The sequence below is a fragment of the Proteus sp. TSJ240517 genome (genome assembly GCF_047921575.1).
GTDB lineage: Bacteria > Pseudomonadota > Gammaproteobacteria > Enterobacterales > Enterobacteriaceae > Proteus.
Map to the genome: position 1 here is coordinate 360,308 of NZ_JBLRMH010000003.1, position 18,138 is coordinate 378,445.

25 protein-coding genes are annotated in these 18,138 nt (G+C 40.0%); 24 read left to right on the plus strand and 1 reads right to left on the minus strand.

The window, feature by feature from the left end; all coding sequences use genetic code 11:
- Positions 1-80 precede the first annotated feature (80 nt).
- The 10 genes from ACNARN_RS07945 to cspA all read left to right on the plus strand — a co-directional run bounded on the left by ACNARN_RS07945 (position 81) and on the right by cspA (position 6,122).
- Positions 81-254 carry a hypothetical protein gene (locus ACNARN_RS07945; RefSeq protein ID WP_004251793.1) on the plus strand — a complete coding sequence of 58 codons (174 nt, stop codon included), beginning with the start codon at positions 81-83 and terminating at the stop codon, positions 252-254.
- Positions 251-1,018, plus strand: a complete 768-nt coding sequence (locus ACNARN_RS07950) for a helix-turn-helix domain-containing protein (protein WP_109374413.1) — start codon at positions 251-253, stop codon at positions 1,016-1,018. The genes ACNARN_RS07945 and ACNARN_RS07950 overlap by 4 nt, the downstream gene beginning before the upstream one ends.
- Positions 1,018-2,403 (plus strand): replicative DNA helicase, encoded by a 1,386-nt coding sequence (locus ACNARN_RS07955; protein WP_416304315.1) that lies wholly within the window; start codon positions 1,018-1,020, stop codon positions 2,401-2,403. Before ACNARN_RS07950 ends, ACNARN_RS07955 begins: the two co-directional genes overlap by 1 nt.
- A 21-nt stretch (positions 2,404-2,424) precedes the next feature.
- A complete protein-coding gene (locus tag ACNARN_RS07960) occupies positions 2,425-2,760 on the plus strand; it encodes a hypothetical protein (protein WP_017628812.1) in 336 nt (111 codons plus the stop codon).
- A 67-nt stretch (positions 2,761-2,827) separates the two neighbouring features.
- Complete coding sequence (locus ACNARN_RS07965) at positions 2,828-3,277, plus strand: YbcN family protein (protein WP_049195179.1); 450 nt, start codon at positions 2,828-2,830, stop codon at positions 3,275-3,277.
- A gap of 78 nt (positions 3,278-3,355) precedes the next feature.
- Complete coding sequence (locus ACNARN_RS07970) at positions 3,356-3,646, plus strand: DUF1364 domain-containing protein (RefSeq protein WP_004245984.1); 291 nt, start codon at positions 3,356-3,358, stop codon at positions 3,644-3,646.
- A complete protein-coding gene (locus ACNARN_RS07975; RefSeq protein WP_004245983.1) occupies positions 3,643-3,999 on the plus strand; it encodes a RusA family crossover junction endodeoxyribonuclease in 357 nt (118 codons plus the stop codon). Before ACNARN_RS07970 ends, ACNARN_RS07975 begins: the two co-directional genes overlap by 4 nt.
- On the plus strand, positions 3,999-4,631 hold the full coding sequence (locus ACNARN_RS07980; RefSeq protein ID WP_109372765.1) for a bacteriophage antitermination protein Q: 633 nt from the start codon (positions 3,999-4,001) through the stop codon (positions 4,629-4,631). The genes ACNARN_RS07975 and ACNARN_RS07980 overlap by 1 nt, the downstream gene beginning before the upstream one ends.
- A gap of 239 nt (positions 4,632-4,870) precedes the next feature.
- Positions 4,871-5,329: an Hsp20 family protein gene (locus ACNARN_RS07985; RefSeq protein ID WP_072070436.1), complete on the plus strand. Its 459-nt coding sequence runs from the start codon at positions 4,871-4,873 to the stop codon at positions 5,327-5,329.
- A gap of 580 nt (positions 5,330-5,909) precedes the next feature.
- Positions 5,910-6,122 (plus strand): RNA chaperone/antiterminator CspA, encoded by a 213-nt coding sequence (gene cspA, locus ACNARN_RS07990; protein WP_041701226.1) that lies wholly within the window; start codon positions 5,910-5,912, stop codon positions 6,120-6,122.
- Positions 6,123-6,750: 628 nt separating this feature from the next.
- Here the strand turns inward: cspA and ACNARN_RS07995 are convergent.
- On the minus strand, positions 6,751-7,086 hold the full coding sequence (locus ACNARN_RS07995; protein ID WP_004251738.1) for a carboxymuconolactone decarboxylase family protein: 336 nt from the start codon (positions 7,084-7,086) through the stop codon (positions 6,751-6,753).
- Positions 7,087-7,189: 103 nt separating this feature from the next.
- On the opposite strand from ACNARN_RS07995, the gene ACNARN_RS08000 reads away from it, so the two are divergent.
- The 14 genes from ACNARN_RS08000 to ACNARN_RS08065 all read left to right on the plus strand — a co-directional run.
- Positions 7,190-8,116 carry an AraC family transcriptional regulator gene (locus ACNARN_RS08000; protein WP_004251737.1) on the plus strand — a complete coding sequence of 309 codons (927 nt, stop codon included), beginning with the start codon at positions 7,190-7,192 and terminating at the stop codon, positions 8,114-8,116.
- A gap of 416 nt (positions 8,117-8,532) precedes the next feature.
- Positions 8,533-8,955, plus strand: coding sequence for a hypothetical protein (locus ACNARN_RS08005; RefSeq protein ID WP_416304316.1), 423 nt, complete (start codon positions 8,533-8,535; stop codon positions 8,953-8,955).
- A 65-nt stretch (positions 8,956-9,020) separates the two neighbouring features.
- Entirely contained in the window at positions 9,021-9,290 is a 270-nt protein-coding gene (locus ACNARN_RS08010) for a phage protein (protein WP_020946092.1), read from the plus strand.
- Positions 9,290-9,760 (plus strand): lysozyme, encoded by a 471-nt coding sequence (locus tag ACNARN_RS08015; protein ID WP_416304317.1) that lies wholly within the window; start codon positions 9,290-9,292, stop codon positions 9,758-9,760. The genes ACNARN_RS08010 and ACNARN_RS08015 overlap by 1 nt, the downstream gene beginning before the upstream one ends.
- Positions 9,742-9,900 carry a hypothetical protein gene (locus ACNARN_RS08020; RefSeq protein ID WP_004244729.1) on the plus strand — a complete coding sequence of 53 codons (159 nt, stop codon included), beginning with the start codon at positions 9,742-9,744 and terminating at the stop codon, positions 9,898-9,900. The genes ACNARN_RS08015 and ACNARN_RS08020 overlap by 19 nt, the downstream gene beginning before the upstream one ends.
- A gap of 2 nt (positions 9,901-9,902) precedes the next feature.
- Positions 9,903-10,364: a lysis protein gene (locus ACNARN_RS08025; protein WP_416304318.1), complete on the plus strand. Its 462-nt coding sequence runs from the start codon at positions 9,903-9,905 to the stop codon at positions 10,362-10,364.
- Between the two features lie 696 nt (positions 10,365-11,060).
- Positions 11,061-11,288: a hypothetical protein gene (locus ACNARN_RS08030; protein ID WP_004244731.1), complete on the plus strand. Its 228-nt coding sequence runs from the start codon at positions 11,061-11,063 to the stop codon at positions 11,286-11,288.
- A gap of 172 nt (positions 11,289-11,460) precedes the next feature.
- Positions 11,461-11,757: an HNH endonuclease gene (locus ACNARN_RS08035; protein ID WP_004244733.1), complete on the plus strand. Its 297-nt coding sequence runs from the start codon at positions 11,461-11,463 to the stop codon at positions 11,755-11,757.
- 137 nt (positions 11,758-11,894) lie between these two features.
- Positions 11,895-12,494, plus strand: a complete 600-nt coding sequence (locus ACNARN_RS08040) for a terminase small subunit (protein WP_416304319.1) — start codon at positions 11,895-11,897, stop codon at positions 12,492-12,494.
- Between the two features lie 3 nt (positions 12,495-12,497).
- Positions 12,498-14,159 carry a terminase large subunit gene (locus ACNARN_RS08045; protein ID WP_036894755.1) on the plus strand — a complete coding sequence of 554 codons (1,662 nt, stop codon included), beginning with the start codon at positions 12,498-12,500 and terminating at the stop codon, positions 14,157-14,159.
- Between the two features lie 36 nt (positions 14,160-14,195).
- Positions 14,196-16,139: a phage major capsid protein gene (locus tag ACNARN_RS08050; RefSeq protein ID WP_004244737.1), complete on the plus strand. Its 1,944-nt coding sequence runs from the start codon at positions 14,196-14,198 to the stop codon at positions 16,137-16,139.
- Positions 16,140-16,194: 55 nt separating this feature from the next.
- Positions 16,195-16,416, plus strand: a complete 222-nt coding sequence (locus ACNARN_RS08055; protein ID WP_416304320.1) for a hypothetical protein — start codon at positions 16,195-16,197, stop codon at positions 16,414-16,416.
- 158 nt (positions 16,417-16,574) lie between these two features.
- Entirely contained in the window at positions 16,575-17,780 is a 1,206-nt protein-coding gene (locus ACNARN_RS08060; RefSeq protein WP_416304321.1) for a phage portal protein, read from the plus strand.
- Positions 17,777-18,138, plus strand: a 362-nt coding sequence (locus ACNARN_RS08065) for a hypothetical protein (RefSeq protein ID WP_416304322.1), incomplete at its 3' end; no start/stop codon positions are given. The genes ACNARN_RS08060 and ACNARN_RS08065, both read left to right, overlap by 4 nt.

Genomic DNA, 18,138 nt, shown 5'->3' on the forward strand with positions numbered 1-18,138 from the left:
TATCAATATCCAGTTTTTATCACAAGGGGAAACTTCGGTTTCCCTTTTTTGATACAGCTTTGGAATGGAGAAATTATACCATGAGACAAAGAATAAATCATGAATTTAATGGCTGTGATGAGCATAAAAACATCATGAGAAATAGGCTATTACAAGAAATAACCCCACTGGGTTGTCAGCGTTTAAAGGAAGCATTGAAAGACGCAAAATTAAGGAAAGCACATCGGGATAAGTTATTAGGAGAGCGAAAATGAGTATGCTTCTAATGGCAAAAGCCATGCAATTACAGGTGGGGAGTACAGCACAAAAAATGGTGCTACTGAAACTTGCCGATAATGCCAATGATAAAGGCGAGTGCTTTCCTTCTTATGAAACTATTGCACGTCATTGCGAAATTAGCCGTCAAAGTGCGATAAACCACATTAAAAGTTTATGTAAAAAAGGGTTTGTTCGTAAAGTTACGCGAAAAACTGATAAGGGGCATACTTCCAATTTATATATTTTGGATTTGGAGGCTAAATCTCTTGATGAGGGTAGTCAAAATACAGTACCACCTAGTCAAAATTCTGTACCAGAGGTAGTCAAAGAATTTGACCACGGTAGTCAAACGGTTGGACTAGGGGGTAGTCAAAAATTTTTACCCAGAACCAGTCAGTCTTTTAACCAGTCAATTAACTCTAAAAAATTATCGTCTGACGACTCGAAACCTGCAAAGCAGATTTCAATTAATCGGCAAGCTAAAATTCCTTATCAGGAAATCATGCAAGCCTTCAACGAATCAGCAGGGGATAGATTACCCAATGCCGAATCACTGAATGACAAACGCAAACGAGCAATATCCAAATTCCTGAAAGAGCTTAAAGAGCCCACAGTCGAATCAGCTAAAAATTATTTTGATTATTTTATGGAAACGGCGAGTGCTTGGTATTTCGGCGAAAATAATCGGGGTTGGCGAGCGAATTTTGATTATTTACTCAGACCTGAAACGGTACTCAAAACAAGGGAAGGAGCACTGTGATGAACCAAGTTCCGAATAATTTAATGGCGGAACAAAATGTTATTGGAGGACTCCTGCTTGACCCGCAAAGTGATAATGCGCAATCAATTTTTTCACTGCTAAAACCTGAAGATTTTTATGCCCGACACCATCAAATTATTTATCTCACCCTGCGAGAAATGTATACCCAACGTATGCCAATAGACATCATGACGGTGACGGATTGTCTGGAGTCAAAAGGCCGAATTAATCAATCAGGTGGTTTTGCCTATCTTGCTGAGATGGCAAGAGAAACACCGAGTATTGCTAACATTATGGCTTATGCGAAAAAAATCCGAGAGTGTTCCGCACAGCGTTTTGTTATCGAAAAGACGGTTGAAATTCAAAAACTCATGATGGTGCCAAGTGAGTTAAGTTTTACGGATAAAATTGAACAAGCACAACGCTTGCTTGATGAAGCCACGTCGTTTGGAAAAATGGGGAGAAAAACAGGGCTACGCCGAATTGATGATGTGTTGGATGATGTTTTTACCGATATTTGTGACCGCCAAGATAACCCAGAGAAACATCGAGGATTAAAAACGGGATTTAAAGATTTTGACCGCCTATTAAGCCCAAAACAGATTGTCATCGGTTCTCTGTTCGTGATTGGTGCTCGTCCAAAGATGGGAAAAACAACCGTTCTCACTGAAATGGCAAAAAATGTCTCACAACAAGGTAAGCCTGTATTGTTGTTCAGCATGGAAATGACGGATAAACAGCTTGTTGAACGGACACTAGCCCAACAAACCCAGATTAATTCAGATAAATTTTACCAAAAGTTAGAGGAGTATGAATGGGATAGGCTTTGCAGTGCCATCGGTCGCCTTAAATATGAGCCCAATATTTGGGTGGATGATACACCCGGCATGTCCTTACAACACATTCGTTCTGAAAGTCGGAGAATTAAGCGCAAAGTCGGTGATATTGGGTTTATTGGTGTCGATTACCTCACTCTGATGCAAGCGGGAAAAGCTGACCGTAATGATATTGCCTATGGTGAAATCACTAAGGGGCTAAAGATATTGGCAAAAGAGCTCAATACGGTGGTTGTGTTGCTTGTACAACTGAATCGGGGATTGGAAAACAGGGCAGATAAACGCCCCGTACCAAGTGATTCAAGAGATACAGGACAAATCGAGCAAGATTGTGATTATTGGTTAGGCATTTATCGTGATGCGGTGTACCACGATAATGCGGATGAAACACTGACCGAGATGATTTTAAGACTCAATCGACACGGTAAAACAGGTACTGTGTATGTTGACCAACAAGGATTGAGTATTACATCGGTTGATCAATATATGGCTGCTTATCGCGCTCAACCGAAACGAGAGCCTAAAAGGTATTGTGAAAAATCGTTTTAATTCGATAGAGGGATTTTAGATATGACAATAAAACAACTACAGAAAAAAATTCATCAACAAAACATTGAGGCTGGATGGTGGGATATCCCAAGGGAAAAAGGAACCTTACTTTGCTTGATCCATTCTGAAATTAGTGAAGCAATGGAGGGGGAGCGTAAAGATCTAATGGATTACCATTTACCACATAGAAAAATGGCAGAAGTTGAACTTGCTGATGCTGTTATTCGTATTTTGGATTATGCGGAAGAGTTCGGTTACGACATCGAAAGCGCTATTACAGAGAAACTCGAATACAACAAACATCGAGTAGATCATCAGCGAGAAAATAGAGTTAAAAAAGGAGGTAAACGATTTTAATTTAGCAATTTCCGAGATGAAACTAGGTGTTTGTATATTTAAAAAATAATGATGGAGAGGTTGTTTAGTGACAGATGATATCTGTCTCCATAAATCCAATCTCAACAGTATTTTCAAAGTGCTCTCCGAAATCGTGACAACAGGTAAACGCTATCGCATCAAAATCACCGAGTGGCGTGATTTAAGAACCATACCCATGAATAAAACATGGCGTATGTGGATGGAAACCACAGGCGAGTGGTTACGTGCACGTGGCGTTGTTATCGATATTAAAAATGGTGTCGGTGAAATCGTTTTATCAAAGCCCATCACTAATGAGGAAACTCATGAATATTTCGTTGGACATTGGCTAGGACGCAATGAAAACGGTGAGCGTGAAAAAACCAGCAAGATGGATAAAGCAAGGATGCTTTACATGATGGAGAAACATGAACAATGGTGCATTGAGAAGGGAATTCCGATCATCATTCCTCGTAACTCTGAATATATGAGTTTGAAAAGAAAGCAAGAAGAATAGGAAATAGTGATGATTATTTCAGTTAATAACATGATCGTTTTTATTTTAGAGTGATAAAAAATAGTAATCAGGAGGCTCATGATGAATTTACGCAATGAGGCAAAAGGGCGTGAATGTCAGATTAGAATACCTTCAGTTTGTAATGGTAACTCTGAAACGGTTGTTTTAGCCCATTACAGAATGTCAGGTCTTTGTGGCGTCGGAATAAAATCGCATGACTTATTTGGCGCTTGGGCTTGTAGTGCATGTCACGATGAAGTTGATAGACGAACACGATTTACGGATATGGAGTATGCAAAACAATGTCACCTAGAAGGTGTTTTGAGAACGCAAGCCATATTGATCCAAGAAGGGAAGTTGAACGTGTGAAGGTCTTTAATATCGAACCAGTACCTAAACCAAGGATGACTCAGGCTGATAAATGGAAAAAACGTCCCCCAGTTTTAAAGTATTTTGCGTTTAAGGACGAAGTAAAGTTAAACAAAATCACCCTACCTGAATCACATTACCACATTACATTCATTCTACCCATGCCGAAGAGTTGGAGTAAAACTAAACGCTCCGAAATGAACGGTAAACCCCATCAACAAAAACCGGATAAAGATAATCTCGAAAAAGCATTACTTGATGCTATTTTTGACGATGATTCACGTGTATGGGATGGGCGGGTAACAAAAGTGTGGGGAAAAAGGGGGCAGATAATTATCCAAGAGGTGCGATAGTGAATATTGAGTGGATACGCGAGCGAGTAAGTACAGCGTTGATGAATGTTTGTATTATAGAAAATGGGCCGTTAAGTGCCATGGAGGAACAAGCAATACTTGTAACCGATAGGTTTAAAAGAAACCCAATACGCTATGCGGGTGAAATAAAGTCTCGATACAGACTCCCCTCACATCCACTCAAAATTAAGCAAAAACATGCCAAAGGAAAATCAAAACCATTAATTAATGAAGTTACTTATCGCACTTCATCATGGCGCAGAGGTATTCATCAATTGCCTAACGAAATGCGCTTATGGTTACTCTATTGCTATGGTGATTATCAATATTATCGTGAGCAAATACTCATTGTTCCCTATATTTGGCATGAGTTTCAGCGATTAAATAGTAAAAAAAGGATAACGAAAAAAGTTAAGCAACGACTTCAATCTCTTACCTTACTAGCCATTCAGGCGGTAAAAGCAGAAATTAATCAAACAGCAAAAAAATATACGGATGTTAAGCTCGCTGAATTGTTGGGCGTCAGTGCTGATGCTTGGCGAAAGAGCTATAAACTGTATTGGATTTGTTTATTAGATTGTTGCTATCAATTAGATAGAGATTCGCTATTCAAAATTAGCGCTTTAAGCTGATTAAAAAAGTTGCAAAACTCCGTTTTTTTCTATAAATTAAATGCAATATTTATATAATAGTATAAATGTAAGTATTTCAAACCTCGCTTCGGCGGGGTTTTTTGTTATCTACAATCCCATGTAGGTCAAAGATAAAAAATTTAGGATTTAGGGCTTGAAAAATGCTTGCTCGTTCATATTTATATTTTGGGTAAATAAGATACCGCCCATAATTCATTAAATACTGAAGGAGGAGTTATATGCCTAACATTAAACCTTTTTCATTATTCCCAACATTATCTGACAACTTACTTTCAAATCGTTTTGATCAGATAGATCGCCTGTTTAGTCAGTTAACAGGCAGTAAGCCAATAGCATCACCTGTACAGACTTATAACCTGAAACAGATTGATGATAACCATTATGAGCTGACAGTGAGTGTGCCTGGATATCAAGAAAATGATTTATCGGTTTCATTGAAAGGTAGCCGTTTATTGATTGAAGGGAAAAAAGAAGAAAAATCAGAAGAAGACAATGATAAATGGATCCACCGAGGCATATCTCAAGGGCAATTTACGTTGCAATTTGACCTCGGTAAAAATGTTAAAATAGAAAAAGCCGATTTATCAAGTGGACTTCTGACCATTGCTATTGAGTATGAATTACCTGAAGAAGAAAAACGACAAACAATAGCGATAGAAAATAAAGATAAAAGTTAATTGAGTTAGATAACGTGAATAAGATTAAGGCTACGCATGATGTGTAGCCTTAATTGTTTTCAATACACAATAAAAAAATGCCGATACGCTAGGAGTCATATCGGCATATAAAATAAACGCAAGAAGCAATGTAAGTCATGTCGTACTAATTCGTATCAAACCTGTCAATTTGATACGAATGTAATGATAATTATTCTCACTAAGATATTCAACCCTAAATTAAATAAGGTTACTTTGTAGCCTTTCCGTCTATGCCGACCACAGAATCAATACCCACTTATACCGTTCACACAAGAGCTGTGAGTCGGCACCTTTTAATAGGGTTTCATTCTTGATAGCACACACAAGTGCTTTTATTGCAAAAATAAAGTTTGCTATCTGAATTTTTCTATGGCTTAATGACATCACTGGTTTGGAAGTACAGGCCTATTTATGTTAGTCAGTTTAAAGTTGTTCACCGTTTAGCGTTATCCTCGATACCACTTCATTGCGAATTCCTTCTAATTAATTCCCATAAGTAAAAATAAAAAACAAACCCTCATATGCCTTATGGCAAATTAAATAAATTAAAGGAAATTCTATGTCTAATACAATGACTGGTTCAGTAAAATGGTTTAACGATGATAAAGGTTTTGGTTTCATCACTCCTAAAGATGGAAGTAAAGATGTATTTGTACATTACTCTGCAATTCAGAGTGATGACTTCAAATCTCTGATGGAAGGCCAAGAAGTTTCATTTACCATTGAAAATGGTATGAAAGGTCCAGCAGCAGGCAACGTGGTGGCTCTCTAAAGGCGCTATTACTATTCGCCTCTATTTTAAATGCCCTTGTTGTAGCGGTTCACAATATAGAACATCACAATTTGATGTTACAGTGAACAATCCACACGGCGCAAAATGTATTTTTTGTAAGACTGTAATGGCTGCTCAAATGAGTTAAGCGTTAAATAGTTGAATATATAGAACCTCGCTTCGGCGGGGTTTTTTTATATAAAAAAAGGCCGACGCGCTAGGAGCTATGTCGGCATATAAAGTAAACGCAAGAAGTATGTCGTACTTATTCGTATCATACTCGTCAAAGTTGATACAATTGTAATGATAATTATTCTCATTGATATATTCAACCCTGAATTAAATAAGGTTACTTTGTAGCCTTTTCGTCTACGCCGACCACAGAATCAACATCCACTTATATCGTTCACACAAGAGCTGTGAGTCGGCACCTTATTGATTAAAGCCCTCGTTAATTTAATCGAGTTTTATTTTAAAAGAATTAGGTATGGAGTATTTACTCTGAAGAAGGGAATGAAAATCTCAATGTGTAATGATAAGGTTCTTAAATAATAATAGACCCCAATTATTTTTGGGGTCATATATTGAGATTATTGAATTAATATCCCTGATATTGATTTATTACGAATTAATTTTCAGGTGCAATAGCATCCAATACTCGAGCAGAATAAACCATCGCAGCACCTGCATTTAATGCAACAGCAACACCGAGTGCTTCTGCAATTTCTTCATGACTAGCTCCCAGCTTTAAAGCGGTGTCAGCATGTACGGCGATACAACCATCACAGCGTGTTGTGACTGCAACTGCTAATGCGATTAATTCTCTTGTTTTTGCATCTAAGTGATTAGTTTTTTTACCTGCATTGGAAAGTGCTTGGTAGCCAGTAACCGTATCTGGTGTTAATTTTCCTAACTCACCAATACGCCCCATTAATTGTTTTCGATATTCATTCCAATTAAGCATGATATTAACCTTATTGAGTTAACTGAATTATTGGTTGACATTATGGGATGAAAAAAAAGATGATGACATCATCAAACGAATCAATTTTTAGTGAATTAGTCTCATGGATACGTTGAGCCAACTCTTATACCTTTCTCAAGGGCAATTGCAATTAGATGTGTTTTGTCAAATGAAAGGGCATTTTTCATTACCGCATGTTTCATCTGTTGAACATGAAACTATTTTTCACTTAGTTCTATCAGGGCAGTGTTATGTTCAGATTGAAAAATCAGCCCCTATACTTTTATCCGAAGGCACTTTTTTAATGTTAAACAGAAGGCAATCACATACCCTTTGGAGTGGAGAACGAGATATAGAACCTCTCCCTTTTTTGCATAAAAATAATGGCTTCTTACCTGTTAAGTACACAAAATCTGAAGATCAGACTCAACATGTTGATTTGCTTTGCGGGCGAATGACTTATGCTAAAGGAAGCGGGTTACTATTATTAAATGGGTTTCCTGATATGGTAGTGGCAAATTTGGTGGAAATGCCAGGGCTAACAGTATTGAATTTATTTAGCCAGTTGCTTCGAGAGGAAGCCATTAATGCAAATCAAGGGGCGGCTGCGATATTAAATGGGCTTGCTCAGACTTTATTCGCTTTTGCATTACGTGTTTATGGGCAAAAACCAGATATAAACTCAAGTTGGTTAGCATTATTAGCTGAACCTCGGTTAAGTCGTGTATTTAATTCTATGTTAAATGAACCACAAAAAGGGTGGACACTTGATTCTTTAGCTAATGCCGCTTCAATGTCACGAGCGACTTTTGTGCGTCAATTTAAAGCAACGGCGAATACGACACCTGGCGAGGTTCTACAATCCATTCGTATGCTAAAAGCACTTTCATTATTACAACAAAATAAATATACATTATCAGATATCGCAGAAAGAGTCGGATACCAATCTGAAGCTGCATTTAGTAAAGCATTTAAAAGTGTATTTAATTGCAGACCAGGGCAGTGGAAGAAGCAACAGAGTACAGTGTAAAAATTTGCACAGAGTAAAGAAGAATTATTACTTTCTTTTGAAGTCACTTCGGTGACTTTTTTGTTATCTAAAGTAAAAACGAAATTATATTTGCGCTTAAATTAATCGCTGAGTAAGGGAATTGAGAAGCAGAAGAAGTTCACTATTACTTAAGTGACGGGAATGCTGTTCGAGTTATCATTCCCGATTTGAGTAAAAAAAAGCCGACGCGCTAGGAGTCATGTCGGCATAAATCTTCGGGAAAAGTGTTAATAACGAGAGCGATCATTAACTATAAAGCAATGTATCAATATCGGAGAAAAAACAGACACATTCACGAATAATAATCATTATCATTTAATTGTCAATTATATGAGGTCACTACAGTGGCCTTTTTCTTGTCTAAATATGATATATATCAATAAAAGGTGTGTGTTATGTCAAAAGAGATAAGCGAATTACAGTTTAGTCTTCACTATACCTCAGAAACAGACAGTGAAAAGAATACCTCCGCCATTTTAACGGCGAATATCCATACGGCTGATGGCGAAACTCAACAACTCACACAACTAATTTGCACGACATCTCCCGCAGGTAAAAAGCAATATCGAATCGGCTTGCAAAAAATTAGTGATGCTGGTGCTCCATTGCTGGTGGCGATTGAATCCTATTGGCGTAAAAACACACAAGAGAGTTGTGTTTATTTGTTAGAGAAAGCGAGGCAATTTATTCAGGGACACTTACAACAAACGAATACATGGATATCTATGTATGGTCTTGTGATTGTTTCTAATGCGTCACTGGAAGAACAGTTGCCTGAAGGTTTATTAAAGGCACTTAAAGTATCAATGCCCGCCTAATTTTTATCGTTTCACTTTTAACTCTCTCACACTCATCATCAACGGACACTCCTTTGGGGGTGACTATGCGTATGGATAAATTAACCAATGTAACCTATGGAACAGCAGGCCTAACGGCCTTTTTTGCCAGTCTCTCTTTATATGAATGGGGATTTGTTATCGGGATGGCGTTCAGCATGGTTCTAGGTTTAGCCACTTATTTTATGACTCGAAGAGAACAGCGAAAACGTACTCAATTATTTGAAGAGCTTGTTCGTCATGTTGACCCACAAAACCCGACCGAAACGTTAAAAAGACTTGCTGAATTAATGGTGAAAGCACCAAAGGATATTTAATGTCTCTCAAACAGAAAATAGCGGCGCTAACAACTGCGGGAGCAACAGCCATTGCATTAGTAGTGATAGCCCATTTTGAAGGTGTGCGTTATGAACCTTATCGTGATGTGGCAGGCATTTTGACGGTTTGTTATGGGCACACAGGCAAAGACATTATTCAAGGTAAGAGATATACACAACAAGAATGTGATGCGTTATTACAAAACGATTTTATTAAAACACAACAGCAAGTCGATGTATTAATCAAAGTACCACTCGATGACTACACCAAAGCCGCTTTATATTCCTTTGCTTTTAATGTGGGTGCTACCGCATTTGCTCGCTCTACATTACTCAAGAAACTAAATGCGGATGATAGAGCGGGTGCCTGTGAAGAAATAAAACGTTGGGTATATGCGGGTGGAAAGGTTTGGCGAGGGCTTGTCAGTCGTCGAGAGGCGGAGTCAGCACTATGTCATGGAAACCTTTAATCATCATTATCAGCTTTATCCTTGCATTACTCATTACAGTCGCTGGTGGTATTTATCTCTTAATTGATAACTCATGTACTAAAGACCAAGTTAGTTTAGAAAAGCGCTGTCAGATAGCTCTCTCACATCATAGGTACTAATCATGAAATACGGGAAACTCTATGCCGTCATTGCGATGGTAGGCATCATTGTGGGTAGTTATTGGGTGATTAACTGGCAAGCTAACAGGATTAATTCACTGACAGATACCAATAAAAAACTAACTGTGGCTCTCGAAGAACAGAAGTCTATTAATACTGATTATCAAGCACGCATAATGCGATTAAATCAGTTGGATATTCAATATATACAGGAGTTAGCGAATGCCAAGAATGAAATTAGTCACTTGCGTGATATTAGTGAGCGTCATCCTGAGCGGGTGTACATCAAAGCCGAGTGCCCAAAAAACAAAACCACTCCCGCCACCCGCTTGGCTTATGCAACCACCGCCCGACCTACTGACACCGCTATCAGAAATTATTGGTTACTCAGAGAGCGAATTGCAGAGTCAGAACAGATGATTAAAGGGTTGCAGGATTACATTAGAGTGGAGTATGTGAACTAAAAAAAGCCCAGCATGGGTGCATGGGCAAACTAACTAAACACCAATCAGTAAGAGTATAGCGAGGTTGATTTTAGTTAGTATAGCTTAAGTAAGTATATATACCAGATTGATAATTCTGATTAACTTATTTCTTACCTAAATAAAAACGCAAGATAAAAATAACCCTGTGAGTTTGGGCTCCCACAGGGCTTTCACTAGTATGAGTGAAAACAATAGATTACCAATATCGACTAAACCAATCTGTTAATAATCAACGCTATTTTTTAGAAAATAATCCTCTTGTAATGATGTTTTAATGCGTTGCGTTGTCGCTGTTCTCATACATTAACGATGACATGTTCTCCTCACATTGAGTGTGTAAGAGAAATCAAAAACAACGAATACCACCGTTTTGTTATTTTTTGGTCATTATCAGCAACGTCAGCTGTAGGTAGAAGAAGGGGCGTGACGATGGAGAGACATCAATATATTCAATTCTACAAACGTCATTTATTTAGTGACGTATATGGATAGCCATCAGTTAATCGCTGGTGGCTTTTTTATACGTATTTCATTGCTCATTCACGGAGCAATTCAAAAACGTCGAATTCAATTACTTTGATATGAGCCTTCGAGGAAGTCAGTTATAGCTGGCGAGCTTCGACGGGCTGATTTTCTATGTGAACGAGGGTTCATTTCAAATGAAGGTAATACGCTATGAATAAATCCTTAGTTTTTAAAGGTGACGAAATTCCTCTATTTGATAATGGTGATGGAAAAATCTGGTTTACCAACAAGCAACTTTCAGAATTACTTGGGTACAAAGATGAGTCATCAGTAACTCGTATCTTTAATCGAAATAAAGACGAGTTTACCGACAGTATGTCTCAGACGGTCAATTTGACCGTTAGTAGGGATAAGCCAATAAAGGTGAATTTTCTTTGAAGGGAAATATAAAAAAGAGCTCACAACCAAGAGATAGTGAGGCTCAAAGTAATGAATATAACTGTTTTGTTATTTTCTGGGCATTATCAGCAACGTCAGTTGTTGGTAGAAAAAAGGGAGTGACATCATTTTGTCAATCATTCACTAATATCACTAGGCTAGATCGCACATCATGAGTCGATTAAAAGTACTAAAACCACGTATTCCCGTGTTAAAGACGAAAGTGGTTAAACCATTAGATGTTGTCACAAGGCGAGTGACTGGATCACAACGGCAAAAACGAAGGTTATTAAAGTGGCAAGAGAACCCGCATTGTGCCGCATGTGGGAGCTTGTTAGCTTTCCCTGATGGATTTGAATTAGACCATATCATTCCTCTATTTAAAGGTGGAAAAGACACCATTGAAAACTGTCAGGTACTTTGTATTGAATGTCATCGAAAGAAAACAAAAGAAGAATTATCTTGCTAATGTGAGGCTAACAGCAAAGAAGGGGGGGAGGTGAAAAAAATAAAAATAGATCGCCTCGGCTACCTCGCCCCCTCTCATTCAGAGAAAAAATTCTGTTTTTTGAAAGAAGTTAACCTTATTTAGGTAAGGATAAAGTGATGCTAACAGGGCGAAAAAAGAAATTTGCACAAGCCCTGAAAAAAGGGATGACGCAACGAGAAGCCGCGATTGAAGCGGGATACAGCGAGAAAACTGCTCAGGTAAAAGGGAGTCAGTTAGCCAAAGATCCGGATGTAACAGCTTATCTAAGGCGCAGTATTAATGGTAATACTAAAGTTAATACTCATTTAAATCAAAAAGTTAACTCTAAGGTTAATTTTGACGTTAACAATGAAGTTAATTATCATTTAAATCATGAGGTTAGCAATAAAGTTAACCCTACAATTAATCGAAAAATTAACTCTAGAGTTAACTCTAATGTTAATTCTGACATTAACGCTGTTATCACGGATAAAGAGAGGTCGTCACAGGTACACGACTATCCTGATCCTCTGGCCGTGATTGCCGAAATCATGATGAAAAATAAAGACATCGACCCTAAATTATCGCTTGATGCCGCCGCAAAATTGGCACCTTATCTGTGCAGTAAGAAAGGGGACTGTGGCAAAAAAGACGAAAAGAGGAAAGCAGCGAAAAAAGCCGGTAATCGTTTTTCACCAATGCCTCCCCCAAAATTAATCATCAACAACAAGGGTTAAACTATGCCATATTGGACTACCGCTTGCCCTGACTGGGAGGAGCGAATAAAGCATGGGCGCTCGATCATTCCTCCACCGATATATCCTGAACAGGCAGAGCTTGCGTTAAATATCTTTAAACAATTAAAAATAGTTGATGCTCCGGGCAGCCCAACGTTTGGTGAAGCTTGTGCTCAATGGATATTTGACTTAGTGTCTGCGCTATTTGGTTCGTATGATACGCAAACGGGACGGCGATATATTACTGAAGTCTTCGTCCTTATCCCAAAGAAAAATTCGAAATCCACGTTAGCGGCGGGGATCATGATGACGGCGTTACTGTTAAATTGGCGCCAAGCCGCAAGTTATACCATCATTGCACCTACTGTTGAGGTCGCGACAAATGCCTTTAACCCTGCAAGGGATATGGTGAAGTATGATGAAGATTTGGATGACTTGTGCCAAGTACAGACACACATTAGGACCATCACGCATAGAAATACGGATACCACACTGAAAGTATTAGCCGCTGATGCTAATACGATCTCAGGTATTAAGTCAGTAGGAACGCTGATTGATGAACTGTGGTTGTTTGGCAAACAAGCGAATGCAGACGATTTGCTTCGCGAAGCGATAGGGGGGTTGGCTTCCCGACCAGAGGGATTTGTGGTGTATACCACGACTCAATCCAATGAGCCTCCATCAGGGGTATTTAAGCAAAAATTACAGTATGCCCGTGATGTGCGTGACGGCAAAATTCATGACCCTAACTTTCTTCCTGTGATTTTTGAACATCCACATGACATGGTAGAAAGAGGAGAGCACTTGTTAGCGGAAAACATGGCCATGGTAAATCCCAATTTGGGGTATTCGGTGGATGAAGTTTTTTTAATGCGAGAATTCCGCAAAGCAAAAGAGACAGGAGATGCCTCTTTTCGCGGTTTTATGGCAAAACATGCCAATGTGGAAGTGGGGCTCGCATTGCGTTCTGATCGTTGGGTGGGCGCGGACTTTTGGGAGCCACAAACAGATGACACTTTGACGCTTGACGAAATCCTTCGTCGTTCAGAGGTGGTTACTGTCGGTATCGATGGTGGCGGATTAGATGATTTGCTCGGTTTATCGATAGTGGGGCGATGTAAAAATACGCGTCAATGGTTGTCATGGTCTCATGCTTGGGGGCATTCATCGGTGTTTGAGCGTCGAAAAAGTGAAGTGGCCAAATTGCTCGACTTTGAAAAAGACGGTGATTTCACCCTCGTTGCACAAATAGGGGATGACACGAAGGAAGTGGCTGATATTGTTGAACGAATTTATCAGACCAGGTTGATGGATAAAATTGGCATTGACCCTTCAGAAATTGGGGGATTACTTGATGAAATCGTGCAAAGAGGCATTGAACAAGATGCCATTGTGGGGATTTCTCAAGGGTGGCGGCTAGGCGGTGCCATACAAACCACTGAAAGAAAACTGGCTGAAAAAGTGTTATTTCATGCTAAACAGCCCTTAATGAATTGGTGTGTGGGTAATGCAAGAGTTGAACCTAAAGGGAATGCCATACTGATTACCAAGCAAGCCAGTGGTCGATCGAAGATAGATGCACTGATGGCGCTGTTTAATGCGATATCACTGATGGCATTAAACCCTGATCCTCCGCAGAAACAATACAAATCTTATTTTATTTAGAACCCGCCAATGGCGGGTTTTTTTTAAGGAGTCTGCATGGAAAATCAACGTTCCTACAGTCTATTAACGATTAAATCAGTGAATGAAAAAGACAGAGAAATCGTGGGCATGGCGACAACACCGTCAACTGATGCTTATGGCGATATTGTCGAGCCAGAAGGTGGCGTATTTACACTACCGCTTCCCTTGCTATGGCAGCACAACATGGAACAACCTATTGGCGAAGTTATCGACGCGAAAGTCACACCACATGGGATCAAAATTAAAGCAAAGATAGCCCAAATAGCCAGTCCACCGGGATTATCTGCACGACTCGAAGAGGCGTGGCAATCCATGAAGTCTGGGCTGGTGAAAGGGCTTTCTATCGGATTTAAACCGTTGGAATATGCTTTTTTAGATGAGGGAGGGATCCGATTTACCAAATGGGTGTGGACGGAATTATCTGTCGTGACGATCCCCGCCAATAAGGATTGTCATCTTCAAACCCTTAAATCGATGTTTCAACCGCCTGCTGCGTCTGGCTCAAGGCGAGTTGTCCATTTATCTTCTCAATTATCCGCTGGCGTTTCAGCAAAAAATGCATTCAATAAGGAACATACAATGAATATTGCCGAACAAATTAAATCGTTCGAAGCGAAAAGATCGGCCAATGATGCGGCACGATTAGATATCATGAACAAAGCAGCTGAAGAAGGTCGTACTTTGGATGTGGAAGAATCAGAGCAGTACGATAATTTAACCTCGGAAATCAAGGCAGTAGATAGTCATTTAGTGCGTTTGCGTGAAATGGAAGCCTCCCAAGCCAAACAAGCTAAGCCGATTGATGTTGAGCAAAACTCATTTCGTGAAGCCTCTCAATTGCGAGGCGGGATTATAAAAGTAGACGAAAAATTAGCGCCAGGCATTGAATTTGCTCGTTATGTGAAATGTTTAGCCGCCTCAAAAGGTAACACAACACAGGCGTTGGAAATTGCAAAATCACAATACCCAGAGCAACCCCGCATACAGAATGTACTCAAAGCGGCGGTAAACGCAGGGACAACGACTGATCCACAATGGGCGGGGACATTGACGGACTATCAACATTTTGCGGGTGATTTTATTGACTTTTTACGCCCTAAAACCATTATTGGTCAATTTGGTATCGGGGGGATCCCGTCATTGTTTCGTATTCCGTTTAATGTGCGTATCCCTGGACAAATCAGCGGAGGAAAAGGGTATTGGGTGGGGCAAGGTGATCCCAAACCACTGACTAAATTTGATTTTCAATCTATTCAACTTGGCTTTGCAAAAGTCGCAAACATTGCCGTGCTGACGGATGAATTAGTGCGCTTTAGCAACCCCGCGGCGGATACCCTTGTACGTAATGCCTTGGCGGCTGCCATCATTGAACGCATTGATATTGATTTCATCGATCCTAACAAAGCCGAAGTCACAAACGTATCACCCGCTTCCATTACGCATGGTGTGAAAGCCATCCCATCAACAGGCAATCCTGAAGCGGATGTTGAGGCAGTGTTTGAAGCCTTTCTGAAAGCCAATCTTTCGCCGACAAGTGGTGTTTGGATCATGTCTTCCATGACAGCATTAGCCTTATCAAAAATGAAAAATCCATTGGGTCAGAAGATGTACCCTGATTTGAGTTTCCTCGGTGGGGCTTTCCAAGGCTTACCTGCGATTGTGTCACAGTATGCGGGGGAACAGTTAATTTTGGTTAACGCGCAAGATGTGTATCTTGCCGATGATGGTCAGGTGGTAATTGATGCGAGTCGTGAAGCGTCTTTACAAATGGAAGATAGCCCAACTAACAGCAGTAAAACGGGGACCGGAGCCCAATTGGTGAGCATGTTCCAAACCAACAGTGTGGCTATTCGTGCAGAGCGCTTTATCAATTGGCGCAAACGTCGCCCAGAAGCAGTGGCCTATGTGTCGGGTGTCAACTACCGCACAGTCACAGGGGGAGATAAAAGCCCAAAGTGATCACGGTGGACAACGCCGAAGTGACAACAGACACAACACATAGGAGGATAAATTAATGGCTGTCATTCAGAAAATTAATGTGGGCGAAAAAGCCAATGATGGCACAGGCGATACGTTGCGAGACGCTTTCGTAAAAGCCAATCAAAACTTTGAAGCCTTAAATACTGCTGTGCAGAAAGGGGGACCTGATCCGAACGGTGACTTAGGAAAAGAGCTTTCTAAGGAGCTTGAGGCACTCACATTACGTGTCGAATCGCTTGAAAAGACGAAAGAGTAACATAAGGGGCGGTATAGCCCCTTTCTTTTTCATGGGTTGGGGACTTTATGCCAATATTAACGAACATTGCCCAGGCCGTGGTTAAGAGACTGGCTGGTCTCGGAGAAGGTTGGCTCACGATTTTCAGAGAACCTTTTACTGGCGCTTGGCAGCAAAATATGGCGCTTAGCCGAGAAGAGGTATTAACTTACCATCCTGTTTTTTCCTGTGTGACATTAATCGCCTCAGATATTGCTAAAATGCCCTTGTTATTAAAACGAAAAGGGCATGATGGGATATGGCACGAGCAAAATAAAGGTGCTTACACGGTGATAGTGACACCTAACTCGCTACAAACCAGGAATCAATTTTTTGAAAATTGGCTCAATTCAAAATTGACGACGGGGAATACATTTGTTTTTAAGGTGCGAACACCTAAAGGAAAAGTGCAAGAACTGAAAATACTGGATCCAAACCGCGTTAAACCACTGATAACCGATAAAGGGGAGGTGTTCTACCAATTATCTACGGATAATATTTCAGGAATAGCGCAATCGGTGACGGTTCCCGCTAGAGAGATTATCCATGATAGATTTAATTGTCTCTATCATCCCTTAATGGGGTTACCGCCTGTTTATGCGTGTGCATTATCCGCGGCACAAGGGACAGCGATCATGAAAAATGCCACACATCTCTTTGTGAATGGGGGCAAGCCCAGCGGTGTTATCGAAGTGCCTGGCAAAATCAGTGAAGAGGACGCTCACACGCTAAAAAAATTATGGGAGACGAATTATGGTGGTAAAAATGCGGGTAAAACAGCAATATTAACAGAGAATGCCAAGTACAAAACCCTTTCATTTAACCCAGTCGATTCTCAGTTAGTTGAACAGTTGAGATTGACGGCTGAAATTGTCTGTTCGGTGTTTCATGTTCCTTTGTATAAAGTCGGGCTAGGAGAGGTTCCCTCATACAATAATGTTGAAGCATTAGATCAGCAATACTATTCCCAATGCTTACAGTCTCATATCGAAGCTATTGAGATCTTATTGGCTCAAGGTCTTGATTTACCGTTGTTTGAAAAAATTGAATTTGATTTAGACACATTAATGCGAATGGATACCGCAACACGCTTTAAAGCTCACAATGAAGGGATTAAAGGTGGGTGGTTATCGCCGAATGAAGTGCGTAAAAAGGAGAATTTAGCGCCTGTCGAGGGTGGAGATACACCTTATTTGCAACAACAAAATTATAGTTTGGCGGCGTTATCATGGAGAGATAAACAAAAAATGCCGACATCCTTTGATAAAAGCGAGTTATTTGTGGAGACCGTGAACGAAGCATCGGTGCAGGACGAAAAACACTATTTTGCGGAGTGTATCAAGTGAATCAACGTGAAAAACAATTTACCGATAACTTGATTGAGGCTGTGAATAATGCGTTAGCGAAGCGTGATGCGCGTATTGATAGCTTAATGGAACAGCTGGCACTTTATCAGCAACTGCTCCAGAAACAAGAGAATGATATTGCTGCCTTACTCTTGTTGTTAGAAGAGCAAGCCAGTGTCTCACTGAATCGCCTTGAACAACGGTTTGATGCTGAAAAAAATAGCTTTGAACAATCCTTACATGCTTTTCTTATTCAGCAAGTAAAGGCTATTCCTATGCCTAAAGATGGTAGAGATGGTCACAGTGTGACATTAGAAGAGATTAAACCGCTGGTTGATTCGACGGTTAATTTGGCTAT